This window comes from Pseudobutyrivibrio sp. C4, from assembly GCF_900111635.1.
GTDB classification, from domain to species: Bacteria; Bacillota; Clostridia; order Lachnospirales; family Lachnospiraceae; genus Pseudobutyrivibrio; species Pseudobutyrivibrio ruminis.
The window spans coordinates 68,411-81,835 of the sequence record NZ_FOHF01000004.1; the positions used below are offsets into that span (position 1 = coordinate 68,411).

Consider the following 13,425-nt stretch of genomic DNA (forward strand, 5'->3'; position numbering starts at 1 on the left):
TTACTATTCCTCCGTATAACTAATCTCTAATACTCGAGTGGTATTTTTTGAAATTTTGTAATACTCGCTGACTCGGTGACCGACCACCCACATTACATGATTTCCATCACATACAAGTGGCACCTCATCTCTTAAATGTCGTGGAATTTTTTCATCTACAAAATAATCCTGTATAGATTTGCGATTTCCATCTGAATCGATGCATAGATAGTCACCCTCTGCACGGGTTCTTATTACAATATTAGCCCCTATTCTATCACAATCAAACCATTTCGTATAGGTTTCGGTAGGGTATTTCATGCCCTCTTTGTAATCAAATTCTCGATAGTTAAAAGTAGGATTAATCTGTTTTTGATTATCCTCATTCGCTGTATCGATTACGTATATTTCTTCATAGGATATGATAAGGGTCTTTTTGTATGGAAGCTGAATTTGACGCTCTCCATCTTCGTTTAATAGGTCCAGGATAGAATCCACGTGAACAGCAGCCACATCCTTCTGATATGGCATAAACTTGCTTAAATAATCCTTTATAGCCTGGCTGGCGATTACACGTGGTGCAGTTGCAATAGTTCTTTTTCTAAGCTTATCGCCCTCAAGCTTAGCCATCTGAAGCAATCCGTTTGACTCCAGGCTGATATAATCCGCGATTTCAGATAGTCGCTCTGTCATATCTGAAATATGCTCCAGGGCTCTATCATTTATTTTGGCTAATTCAGGCATGATGTTGTGTCTGATTCGATTGCGGTCGTAATCAGTTTCGGCATTTGTCCCATCGATGCAGTATGCCACTTCGTTTTCATTGAGGAATTCCAAAATATCCTTCTTTGGAACTGTAAGCAGTGGGCGGATGATTTTATCACGCTTTGGTGCGATTCCGCAGACCCCATCCAATCCCGTGCCTCTTGCCATGTGGAAAAGCACAGTTTCAGCATTGTCATCAGCATTATGGGCCACCGCAATCTTTGCTGGTATCCCTTGCTCCTCAAAAGCTGCTGCAGCTTCCTCAAAAGCTTCATATCTGGCAATTCTTGCCTCTTCTTCTATGGAACGGCCTGATGCCTTTGCAAGCGCAGGAATGTCGACTCTAAGAGCATTTAAAGGAACATTGAATTCCTTGCATAAGCTTTCCACATATTCCTGATCCTCGTCTGCGTCCTTGCCTCTAATCATATGATTTATATGAACTGCTGATATAGTCAGATTGTATTCTTCTTTAAGTGCCAACAGTACAAAAAAAAGGCACACAGAGTCAGGTCCACCTGATAGACCTAGGACGACTCCATCGCCTTTGTTTAGCATATTGTATTTTTCAATATATTCTTTAATCTTCTTTTTCTTTAAAAATAATCCAATTGTCATGTGTCAATCCAAGTTTCTGTGATGCTTCACTTTCTATGTATTCGTCAGTACCAACGTATTCCTCGTATTCCTTCAACTGCTCACTTTTTTCGTTCGCTTCATCTACTTGGCTTTGGAGAGACTCCTCCTGCTTCTTTAAGTCCTGATTTTTATCGTATAAACGAACCATCTGGACAGTCATAACGCAAATCATGAACAGCATGATAACTGCAACATATATTCTACCTGTTGAGGTTTTCTTTCGTCTTTTAACTCTTCTAGCTCTTGCCATCAAATACCTCGATAACTGATATTAAATATACTTAAATAAGTCTGCTGCCGCATCCTTTTTTGTGGTGTCCTGAATATCTAAAACTTCCACTTTAACATTTTTGTTTCCAAATGCTATTTCTATTATATCACCAATTTTAACATCGGTGGACGCTTTCGCAATTTTTCCATTGATTTGAACTCTACCGCTGTCACATGCTTCATTGGCAACAGTACGACGCTTTATAAGTCTACTAACTTTTAAATATTTATCAAGTCTCATTATATCACCTCATTAAAAAATAGGGCCCGGCATAACCGAACCCTAACCATCATCTAAATAAAATATACATTCAATTAGTTGATAGAATCCTTAAGAGCCTTACCAGCCTTAAACTTAGGAGCCTTAGATGCAGGAATCTTCATCTCTGCGCCTGTCTGTGGGTTTCTACCTGTACGAGCTGCTCTCTGAGATACTTCGAATGTACCAAAGCCTACAAGCTGAATCTTCTCCCCCTTCTTAAGCTCTTCAGCAACAACCTCTGTAAAAGCCTTTACAGAAGCCTCTGCGTCCTTCTTAGAAATGTTAGCCTTGCTAGCGATAGCTGCTACTAATTCTGTCTTGTTCATTACTATTCCTCCTCGAGAATTTGTATTGTATTATAGCGGGCTCAAGGGCCCTTAACTACAATATCCTTTATAATTCTTTTGCATTACGCTGTCAACAATAAAACCCCAAAAAATCCCCATTTTATAAGGTTTTTATGGATTATTACAAATTTTTTGCACATTTTTTAAACATTATTACTATTTACAAATCCTTGCATTTTAGAAAAGTTCACTTTTTTTTCACATATCCCTAATTTCCAAGGCTACTGATAAGATCCGAAATAGTTGATAAATAGTCCACTTCATAGTCATAATCGTCTGATTTTTCCTCGGTTTCAGTCTCATTTTCTGTAGACGATTCTTCACTATTTTCCTCTTCTGTTGACTCGTCTTCCTGGACAACTTGTGAGTCAGTGGTGTCTGATTCTGTTTCCATCTCAAGAGTGATTGTTGCGGTCTCCGAATTAACAACTAATGTCTTGTTCCAAGCAGTGTATCCATCGCACTGAACCACCAGCTTGTGATTTCCATACTGAACATACTGTGGCTCCGCTGGATCAATCATTTCACCATCAATGTAAACATAGGTATCTGCCACTGTAACAATAAATGTAATCAAGCAGTAGGATGGCCCCTCCCCCTTCAAATCATCCAGATTTACCGGAGTAGTTTCGTTTCTATTGACAGTGTACTCTCCACTGCCTCCCCAGCCATTATTTGCAACTGTAATCTTGTAGGTTCCTTCTGGTACTTCAATTACCTGGTCTCCATTTACCATTGAAACAATCTTGTTTCCAATGAAGATAAGGCTATCATCAAATAGGCTTGTATTTGTAAGATAGATATATCCATGGCCTGTGGTAACCGCTATAGAAATAACCTGCTTATCCTGGCCAATAACTGTGATTACATCATCTTCACCAATACTTGATAGAAGAATCTTTTCTGTATCCGAATAGACCTTTGTTTTATCGGTAATCTTGTAATTGGTTCCGTCGATAGTAATTAGGTTTTTGTCTGCATCCAGCTTGTATTTGGAGATATCCTCATATGCCCAAACATCATCTGACTTCTGCACAGATGAAAGTGCTCCAGATGATGGAAGCAAATCGCCTATCGTAACAACTGTGCCAGCTGTAAAGTTCGCCCACACAGTGTTGCCCCCGAATTTATCAAGGAATTTCGTGGTCATATTATAGTTATAGCGCAGTTGCTTGTCCTCTTCCAAAGAATAGAGTGCGATGGTTTCTTCCATCATATCTAGACTTTCTACGATATACAGCCCCTGTGGCTCTTCCTCCACAAGTGCTGTATCCTCCTCCACAGTCTCCTCCTGCTTTTTCAAGGCAGAGCCTGTGTGTTGAGTAACCGTAGCAGTATTAGGGTGACTTCCGCACCCCTCAAGCAAAGCTGCGCTCATGCATAATATCAATGTTAAGTTAATTAGTTTTTTTGCAAAAATCCCATTCATACGATTATTGTAGCATATCTTTTACATGATTTAACAGATATTCTCTATCGTTCAAATCTGGTTGGTCCACAACTTCGTCGAAAACTGTTTTCAGAATCTGGCCTATTTTTTGCCCCTGAGGCACGCCCATTCCGATTAAATCCTTACCATTTATCTTTAAATCCTTTATAGATAAGCAGTCCTCCTGCTCTAGGATTTGTCGATACATAGCTTCGATTGAATCAATATATGCAAGCTTCTCATCACGACAGTACATGCTCTGGGCCATGGTATCTGCTCTTTTAACAGCTAGTAAATCTTCAAAGTTATCCTTACCAACTCTGATTATTAGCCTACGAATGTTTCTAGGTGTAACCTCTGGTCTATCGTCATGATTTTTAATCAGATTGCAAACTGCATCAGTAGTTTCGTTGTCAAACTTCAAACGACGTAATATAGCTTTAGCCATCTTAGCCCCTTCTACCTGATGCATTTTGAAATGGTTTTGGCCTTCAGCATCAATTGTCTTGCAAGCTGGTTTTGCCACGTCATGAAGAAGCATTGTAAGTCTAAGCACCTTATCTGCCTTTACATTGTTTAAAGCAACAATTGTATGCTCTCCCACTGTGTACATGTGGTGCTTGTTTACCTGGTCGCAAGCCATCATATCATTGAACTCTGGGAAGAATACATCTGTAAGGCCTGTCTCATAAACATTCCTTATCCTCTCAGGATGATCTGATGTAATTAATTTTACAAGCTCTACCTGAATTCTCTCAGCACTAATCCTATCCAAGGTTGGCGCCAAGGTCTTGATTGCCTCATATGTAGCTGGCTCTATTTCAAAGCCTAGCTGTGCGGAGAATCTGAGTGCGCGAAGCATACGAAGAGCATCCTCTGTAAATCGCTCTGTAGGATTGCCTACAGCCTTGATGATGCCATTCTCTAAATCCTGCTCGCCACCAAACAAATCCACCAATCCTCTGGTGTCGTTGTAGGCCATAGCGTTGATAGTAAAATCGCGACGCTTTAAATCTTCCTCAAGAGAAGCTGTGAATGTAACTTCCTTAGGATGACGACCGTCCTCGTATTTGCCATCTACTCTGTAGGTGGTGACCTCGTATCCTTCACCATGAAGCAATACAGTCACAGTACCATGCTCAATGCCTGTATCAAATGTGCGCTCGAACAAAGCCTTCACCTGCTCTGGCAAGGCCGATGTGGTAATATCCCAATCGTGAGGAATTTTCCCTAGAATGCAGTCACGGACACAGCCGCCTACTGCATAGGCTTCGTGTCCGTTAGATTCTAAAATATTTATTATTTTTGAAACGTCTGCTGGTAAATTCATATTAATAAGCTTTACCCCAATATACTAATTTCTTAGCTGGCTTGCCGCAGCATGCACATACATCAGAAATATGCTCCTGATCATTAAATGGCATACAACGTGAAGTTACAGCTAAATCTTCTTTAATCTTATTCTCGCACTCAACATCGCCGCACCACATTGCACGAATGAAGCCTGGCTTGTTGTTAGCGATTTCTGTGAACTCTGCATAGTTGTGAGCATCCCAGATATGGCTATCACGGTGAGCCTTTGCTCTTTCAAACATATCCTTCTGGATAGTCTCAAGAAGCTCTGCTACCTTTGCCTCTACCTGATCAAGTGGGCACTCAATCTTTTCACGTGTATCACGGCGAACAAGTACACACTTGCCTGCCTCGATATCCTTTGGTCCAAGCTCTACACGAACAGGGATACCACGCATCTCTGCCTCAGAGAACTTCCAACCTGGTGACTTATCTGAATCATCAAGCTTAGCACGCATTGTCTTACCAAGGCGCTCGCAAACCTCGCCCGCCTTTTCAAGTACGCCTTCCTTCTTCTGCTGAATAGGAATAACAACTACCTGTGTAGGTGCGATACGTGGTGGAAGTACAAGACCTGAATCATCACCGTGTACCATAATGATAGCACCAATAAGACGAGTAGTCATGCCCCATGATGTCTGGTGAACATACTGAAGCTGATTATTTTTATCTGTGTACTGAATACCGAAAGGCTTAGAGAAGTTCTGGCCAAAGTTGTGTGATGTACCAGACTGTAAAGCCTTACCATCGTGCATAAGAGCCTCGATTGTGTATGTAGCCTCAGCACCTGCAAATTTCTCTTTATCTGTCTTCTGTCCGCGAACTACTGGCATAGCAAGTACTTCCTCGCAGAAATCAGCATAGAGGTTGAGCATCTGAACTGTACGCTCCTCAGCCTCCTCAGCTGTTGCATGAGCTGTATGGCCTTCCTGCCATAAGAACTCACGTGAACGAAGGAATGGACGTGTCTCCTTTTCCCAACGAACTACAGAGCACCACTGGTTATAAACCTTTGGTAAATCTCTGTGAGAGTGAATAATATCTTTATAGAAATCACAGAAAAGAGTTTCTGAAGTCGGACGAACGCAAAGACGCTCCTGAAGCGGGTTAAGACCACCATGTGTAACCCAAGCTACCTCTGGTGCAAATCCCTCAACATGATCCTTCTCTACCTGTAGAAGACTCTCTGGAATAAACATTGGCATATATACATTCTGTACGCCAGTTGCCTTGAATCTTCTGTCTAACTCGTGCTGGATATTTTCCCAAATAGCATACCCATCGGGCTTGATAATCATGCATCCCTTTACAGATGAGTATGCAATCAAATCTGCCTTAACAACAACATCGGTATACCATTGTGCGAAATCCTCTGACATAGAGGTAATCGCTTCTACCAGCTTTTTTTCCTGTGCCATTTCAATCTCCTTTGTAATAATTATTCGCATTTTACTATGAAAATGCCGTATTTGCCCGTTTATTTTATAACATACCGCCACTAAAAACAAGCCCACCTCAGCCCCTCCGAGGCACTATTCACATAATTATCTTGATAATCTGATTGGGCATCCCCCAATGGGGCCTTGCCACCTACTGAGCCGGTACAATCGCAGATTTATGATTATCTAAATGTGTAGTCGCCCATATTTATTAGTAGGTGTTCTTACAAAGTTTTACAATTCTATCGGTAAGGTATGGGTGGAGACGGACAAACACTACTCTGAGTAATCATCTGTCTTAAGCTAGCTTTGTATTTATTACTATTTGCTTTGTAATGAACTTAGAAAAATAAAAAGAGATATTTGATATGAATTGGCAGCTGCCGCTAGGACGGCGGCAGCAGTGGTCACTTGAAACACGATGTTGAATGTGCCACGGTGCCAATACATACAAATATCTCTTTTTTAATTTTTCTTAGTAAAGGTCGTAGCAAAAGTAATAATACAAAGACTAGTTAAGACTAGATGATTATGTAAATTACCATTGTCCGTCCCACCCATACATTACCTTCGAATAGTAAAAGCTTCGTAAGTACACCTACATATGGGCGACTTTACACATTAAGATAATCTATAAATCTGCTCAAATGATACCGGCCCAGTAGGTGGCAAGCTCCCCATGGGGGATGCCCAATCAAAACTAAACCTTATGTGAATAGCGCCTCGGTCCAAAGTTTGTGGGCGCGGCGGTGGTTATATCAAATAAAGTTCTTCGAAGCGTTTGACTGGGAGGGGCTTGTCGAAGAAGTAGCCCTGTAGGTAGTCGGCTCCGGTGCCGCGAAGGTATTCCATTTGCTCCTGGGTCTCTACGCCTTCGATTATTACAAGCATTCCCAGGGCTTTGGCAAGGGTGATGATTGTGTTGACGATCTTGCGGCCCCTTGTAACGTTTTTGTCCATTGATAGGAATGCCATGTCCATTTTCAGGATGTCGGCTGGCACTTCCTTCAGCATGTTCAATGAAGAGTAACCACTGCCGAAGTCATCGATTTCTACCAGGAATCCATATTCCTTGAGCGAGTTGATGATTTCTAGCTGACGCTCTTTTTCAGTCATGAAAATGGTCTCGGTTATTTCCAGCTTTAGACGGGATGGATGAATGTGATACTTTTCAACCAGTCCTACTAATGTTTCGTATAGGTCTACGTAGTAGAAATCCTTTACGGAAATGTTTACCGAAATTGATAGGTCATCAAAGCCCATGGATGACCAATATGCAAGTCGTTTGGCGGCCTGTTCCCAGATGTACATATCAAGCTTGTAGATATAGCCAGTCTTTTCCAAAAGTGGAATAAATGAAGCTGGCGCAATGATTCCGCGATCCGGATGAATCCAGCGAACCAATGCTTCCGAAAGCTTTACCTTTTGGTCCATATTTACAATTGGCTGAAGGAACATCGCAAACTGGCCTGTCTGTAATGCCTCTTCAAACTCGCCAAGTATTTTTTGCTCACTTAAATACTCACGACGAAGCATGTCTCCGTAATAGGCAATGGAGTTTTTGAAGCTTGAGCTAATTGAATCAATTGCAAGGAACGCACCATCTACCATGGAAATTACTGGTGCCTGCTTGTCAAAGATTTCGTATACACCAACAAGGATTACCATTCTGTACTGGGCATTGTTGAGGTAATTGCTTACCATGTTCATACCAGTCATAAATAGTTCCTCAGTGTAACGACTCTTTGGCATGAGTACTGCAAATCTATCTGCTTCAAGACGGGCAAATGTGGAGCCCTTCTGAATCTTTTCCCTGATTGTATCTGCGCATCTGATAAGTAAACGATCAGCTTCCTCCACGCCAAACATGTCGTTGATAAGCTTGAAGCCTTTGATGTTGCAACATACCATTACGTATTCTACATTTGGATATTCATCAAGGATGTTACGAACGTCCTCAAAGAAAGCTTCTCTGTTCAACGCGCCTGTAAGACTATCGTGGGTGCTACGGTATTTTTCTTCTTCGTATGCAATGAAATCTCCAGTTACATCATAGAAGGATAAATAACATCCGCAGTAATAACCTTTTTTGTCGTATATTTTGTTGAAATGAATATCGAATCGATATTCATCTCCGTTGATGTTGAAAATATCATTCCAGCTGGCGTTGGAAATAGAGTTTGTCTCACGGCCATCACGCCATTTTCGGAATCTCTCCTCAAAAACCCTCTTTTCTCCAGAAGGACAAAACAGTCTGTTTGCAAACTGGTTAGAATAAATGCAACAGTCATTTTCATCAAAGGATACAAGTGCGCATTCCATTCTTTCTGTGATTGTGGTAAGCATGTACTCCACAAATGTCTTTGGATTATACAAAAGTGAATAATAGCCTACATACACTGCTGCAACAGAATAAAAGCAAACTGATACATCCACTGGATAATCAAAGAATAAATAAAGCACATTTAATAAAATGATTCCCACAAACATAATGAGAATTGATAAATATCTGGTTCGGTGGAAGCCACTTGTTATAATTGTCTTCTTTAAAAGAACGACAACGATAATTGCTACTAATATGTAGCAGAATATCAAATGCACCATATAGTAGTCATTGATTTCAAAGGCATAGAACCATTCCTCTGGATTCAATCTACGCTCCACTAGCGAAAAAGCATGATGCCACCTTTGATTTGCAAACAAACTAATGCTGTCAAGCACAGCAATTGCCGCTATTATAAGTGGCGCTGAATAAGTGTCCAACCAAATTCTAGTATACTGTCTCGCATAGAAAACAAATGTAATCAAAAGCCAATCTATTCCCGCAAAATATAGCGCATAACTAAACTCTGCCTGGCTGAAATCGTGAGTGGATATAGCCCGCACATACGCCAAACTTGTAATTATTCCAACTATAAATAACTGGATAATAGATATGCTCAGTTTACTATGTTTAATTGTGTGTCGTGTCCCTATGTATACCGCACATGCAAGCATTATGAATGCCGTCAGCATGATTAGTAAACTGTATATCTTAATCAAATGATACCCCCCGTTTATGCTAGCCTGCCACCTTGCTGTCTGCGAAATCTGCTCCCTTAGGTTTAATATCAAATCCCATTCTTTCGCCTGTCACTGGATGATTGAAACCAATGTGATATGAGCATAACGCAAGATTATGTCCTGTAGAAATTCCGCCGTATTTTACATCACCAACGATTGGCGCAGTTCTGCTGGCCAATTGGATGCGAATCTGATGATGTCTTCCGGTGAACAAATCAATATCAAGAAGCTTTTTGTCATCCCAGTGGTCCACTGCGCGATATCTGAGAATCGCTTTCTTGGCACGAGGATCTGACTCCTTAACAACTTTTGATAAATTTGTACGATTATCCTTTACTAAATAATCAACAAGCTCCCCTTCATCCGGGAAGGATTCCCTGCTGATTACTGCATAATATTTCTTTCTAAATGTGTGGTCTGTAATCTGTTTTGTAAGCTTGTTTGCCGCTTCTGATGTTTTGGCAAAAACCATAACTCCCTCTACAGGCTGGTCTAGTCTGTGGACCACATGGGCCGTTGGCTTTTCGTTTTTGGAAACGAGATAATTATTTATCTCGCTTACCATGTCCTTTTCGCCAATACTTTTTGTCTGTGTTGCCACACCCGCTGGTTTGTAGCATACGAGAATGCTATCGTCCTCAAAAATTATGTCCATGTATTATACCCCCTTATTAATTGAGTCTTAATAAAATTTTAGCACTTTTCTGTATTCTTTCATAGTTTTCGCAAAATTCTCACACTTTAAATCTGTAGCCTACGCCCCAGATCGTTTCGATGTACTGTGGCTTTGATGTGTTCAACTCAATCTTTTCGCGAATCTTATTTACATGCACTGTAACAGTAGAGATATCACCGATTGATTCCTCTCCCCAAAGTGTCTCAAAAAGCTGCTCCTTCGAGTAGATAACATTTGGATTCTCTGCAAGGAATGTAAGTAAATCAAATTCCTTTGCAGTAAATGTCTTTTCCTCGCCATTAATCCAAACACGACGGCTAGCCTTGTCGATTCTAAGGCCACGAATGCTGATTTCATTCTTTTGAATAGCTGGTGACTGAACAAGGCGCTCGTATCTTGCAAGATGTGCCTTTACTCTAGCTACAAGTTCACTTGGTGAAAATGGCTTTGTGATATAGTCATCTGCACCAAGGCCGAGGCCTCTGATTTTATCAATCTCTTCCTTTTTAGCTGTAACCATGAGGATAGGTACGTTTTTTACCTCGCGGATACGCTTGCAAAGCTCAAATCCATCTACCCCTGGAAGCATTAAATCCAGGATGTACATGTCGTAGTTGCCTGCCAAGGCCTTCTGTAAGCCCTTTTCTCCATCAGCTTCTATATCTACTTCGAAATTAGAAAGCTCTAGGTAATCTTTCTCAAGCTCTGCAATTGCTTCCTCATCTTCGATGATTAATATTCTACTCATTTACGACCTCCTCATTTTCAATGAATTTTCTAATGACGAAATACATTGTTGTACCTTCGTTTTCCTTGCTTGTAACCCAAATCTTACCGCCGTGGTCCTCGATAATTTTCTTTACTATTGAAAGTCCAATACCGCTTCCACCGGCCGCAGAATTGCGGGATGTATCAGCTCTATAGAATCTATCAAAAACATATGGCAAATCCTGTGTTGCAATTCCCTTGCCATTGTCCGAAATTTCCACCTGAACAAAATCACCAACATCCTTTATGACTATACCAACGCGGGATGCCACATCTGCCCTCATGTATTTAACAGAGTTGCTGACGATGTTGTGAATGATACGACCAAGCTGCTCTGGGTCTGCAATTATCAAAACATCTGGATCTACAAAATTAGCATAATCAAGCCTGATATGCTGGTTTTCAAGATCCATTCCAAGTTCTTCGATACAGTCCTCAAAGTACGCTCTCAGGTTGAGCTTCTGGAAATTGTATGGAATCTTGTTGGTATCGATATTTGAATACAAGGTCAACTCATTGATAAGTGTATTCATTTCATTGGCCTTGTTGTATATTGTGCGAATGTATTTCTCCTGCTTTTCTGGAGTGTCTGCAACACCATCAAGCATGCCTTCTGCATATCCCTTGATAGCAGTGATTGGGGTTTTAAGATCGTGAGCGATATTGGATATCAACGCCCTCTGCTCTGCCTCATCCTCAAGCCTATCCTTGGCATTATTCTTAAGACGAACTCGCATGTCTTCAAATGCATTACAAAGCTCGCTCATTTCATCTGTACCCTGGCTTGCTACGCTGAAATCAAGGTTGCCTTCTTTGATGTTGTTAGCTGCAAGCTTCAACGTCTTCAGCTGTGGAGCGATTCCACGGTATATCCAAACAACCATAATAATTGCTGTCACTAGCAAAATAATGAACTCAGCAATACAAAAGTTGGTAACTAGCTCGTCAAACTTTCCTGCTTCATCCATATAGCCCTTGAAAGAATGTATAATCTCATTGGATATTAGTTGCTCTTCCGTGGCCTCCAATACAAGTTTTTTCATTCCCAGCATCAAACTGCAAAACAGTGCCACTGGAACAAGTGTAATTATAAAAAATGAAATAATAAGTCTGTTTTTTAGTTTCATAATACTTACCTCATAAAAAATAGGCAGCCCCTAAGGACTGCCTAAATTATAACATAAGTGATTTATTAAAGATATTTCTTTAAAGCCTCTGCTTTGTCTGTTGCTTCCCATGGAAGCTTAACATCTGTACGGCCGAAGTGACCATAAGCTGCTGTTGGACGATAGATTGGACGACGAAGGTCGAGCATCTTGATGATTCCTGCTGGACGAAGATCGAAGTTCTCGCGAACGATTTCGATAATCTTTTCATCTGAAAGCTTTCCTGTGCCAAATGTATCAACCATAACTGATGTAGGTTCAGCAACACCGATAGCGTATGAAAGCTGAATCTCGCACTTATCTGCAAGACCTGCTGCTACGATGTTCTTTGCAACGTAACGTGCTGCATATGCACCTGAACGGTCTACCTTTGTGCAGTCCTTTCCTGAGAAAGCACCGCCGCCGTGACGAGCGTATCCACCGTATGTGTCTACGATAATCTTACGTCCTGTAAGACCTGCATCGCCATGAGGACCACCAATTACGAAACGTCCTGTTGGATTGATGTAGAACTTTGTCTTGTCATCAATCATATCCTTTGGAAGGACTGGATCGAATACGTATTTTTTGATGTCTTCGTGAATCTGTTCCTGAGTAACATCTTCATCATGCTGAGTAGATAAAACTACAGCCTCAAGTCGAACTGGCTTGCCAGCCTCGTCATACTCTACAGATACCTGTGTTTTGCCGTCTGGGCGAAGATAGCTAAGTGTGCCATCCTTGCGGACATTGGTAAGCTGAAGAGCAAGTCTATGAGCAAGAGAAATAGGATAAGGCATGAGTTCTTCTGTTTCGTTAGTAGCGTAACCGAACATCATACCCTGGTCACCAGCGCCTGTATCCAGGTCATCTGTAAGTGAGCCTTCCTTTGCCTCAAGAGCCTTGTCAACACCCATAGCAATGTCAGCGGATTGTTGATCAAGAGCGACCATAACAGCGCAAGAGTTTCCATCGATGCCTTTCTTTCCATCGTCATAACCGATTTCAAGAAGAGTCTTGCGTACAATAGCTGGAACATCAAGATGTGCCTTTGTTGTGATTTCGCCTGTTACAAGAACGAATCCTGTACATGAAGCTGTCTCACAAGCAACACGGCTCATTGGATCTTCAGCTAGGCAAGCATCGAGGATGGCATCCGATACGGCATCACATACCTTATCTGGATGGCCTTCTGTTACTGACTCTGAAGTAAAAAGTAACTTTTCCATTTTTTGACTCTCTTTCTTAAAATAAAAAAATTAGTTGCCTAAGCTTATATAGTATAACGTC

12 protein-coding genes are annotated in these 13,425 nt (G+C 41.2%); all 12 read right to left on the minus strand.

Going from position 1 to position 13,425, the window contains the following annotated elements; all coding sequences use genetic code 11:
* Positions 1-3: 3 nt before the first annotated feature.
* Positions 4-1,362 carry a tRNA lysidine(34) synthetase TilS gene (gene tilS / locus BMY66_RS08105; protein WP_044936407.1) on the minus strand — a complete coding sequence of 453 codons (1,359 nt, stop codon included), beginning with the start codon at positions 1,360-1,362 and terminating at the stop codon, positions 4-6.
* Positions 1,325-1,633, minus strand: coding sequence for a septum formation initiator family protein (locus BMY66_RS08110; RefSeq protein WP_033152846.1), 309 nt, complete (start codon positions 1,631-1,633; stop codon positions 1,325-1,327). The genes tilS and BMY66_RS08110 overlap by 38 nt, the downstream gene beginning before the upstream one ends.
* A gap of 21 nt (positions 1,634-1,654) precedes the next feature.
* Positions 1,655-1,894 (minus strand): RNA-binding S4 domain-containing protein, encoded by a 240-nt coding sequence (locus tag BMY66_RS08115; RefSeq protein ID WP_033152845.1) that lies wholly within the window; start codon positions 1,892-1,894, stop codon positions 1,655-1,657.
* A gap of 74 nt (positions 1,895-1,968) precedes the next feature.
* Positions 1,969-2,241: an HU family DNA-binding protein gene (locus BMY66_RS08120; RefSeq protein ID WP_044936413.1), complete on the minus strand. Its 273-nt coding sequence runs from the start codon at positions 2,239-2,241 to the stop codon at positions 1,969-1,971.
* A gap of 229 nt (positions 2,242-2,470) precedes the next feature.
* Positions 2,471-3,691: a hypothetical protein gene (locus tag BMY66_RS08125; RefSeq protein WP_143064520.1), complete on the minus strand. Its 1,221-nt coding sequence runs from the start codon at positions 3,689-3,691 to the stop codon at positions 2,471-2,473.
* A 4-nt stretch (positions 3,692-3,695) separates the two neighbouring features.
* Entirely contained in the window at positions 3,696-5,027 is a 1,332-nt protein-coding gene (locus BMY66_RS08130; RefSeq protein ID WP_442960175.1) for a CCA tRNA nucleotidyltransferase, read from the minus strand.
* Entirely contained in the window at positions 5,023-6,462 is a 1,440-nt protein-coding gene (gene proS / locus BMY66_RS08135) for a proline--tRNA ligase (RefSeq protein ID WP_044936417.1), read from the minus strand. Before proS ends, BMY66_RS08130 begins: the two co-directional genes overlap by 5 nt.
* A 774-nt stretch (positions 6,463-7,236) precedes the next feature.
* Positions 7,237-9,498, minus strand: a complete 2,262-nt coding sequence (locus tag BMY66_RS08140; RefSeq protein WP_090394800.1) for an EAL domain-containing protein — start codon at positions 9,496-9,498, stop codon at positions 7,237-7,239.
* A gap of 46 nt (positions 9,499-9,544) precedes the next feature.
* On the minus strand, positions 9,545-10,201 hold the full coding sequence (locus tag BMY66_RS08145) for an RluA family pseudouridine synthase (protein WP_044936418.1): 657 nt from the start codon (positions 10,199-10,201) through the stop codon (positions 9,545-9,547).
* 79 nt (positions 10,202-10,280) lie between these two features.
* On the minus strand, positions 10,281-10,970 hold the full coding sequence (locus tag BMY66_RS08150; protein WP_033152829.1) for a response regulator transcription factor: 690 nt from the start codon (positions 10,968-10,970) through the stop codon (positions 10,281-10,283).
* Positions 10,963-12,117: a sensor histidine kinase gene (locus tag BMY66_RS08155; protein WP_044936419.1), complete on the minus strand. Its 1,155-nt coding sequence runs from the start codon at positions 12,115-12,117 to the stop codon at positions 10,963-10,965. The genes BMY66_RS08150 and BMY66_RS08155 overlap by 8 nt, the downstream gene beginning before the upstream one ends.
* Positions 12,118-12,182: 65 nt before the next feature.
* On the minus strand, positions 12,183-13,364 hold the full coding sequence (metK, locus tag BMY66_RS08160) for a methionine adenosyltransferase (protein ID WP_090394801.1): 1,182 nt from the start codon (positions 13,362-13,364) through the stop codon (positions 12,183-12,185).
* Between the last annotated feature and the right edge of the window lie 61 nt (positions 13,365-13,425).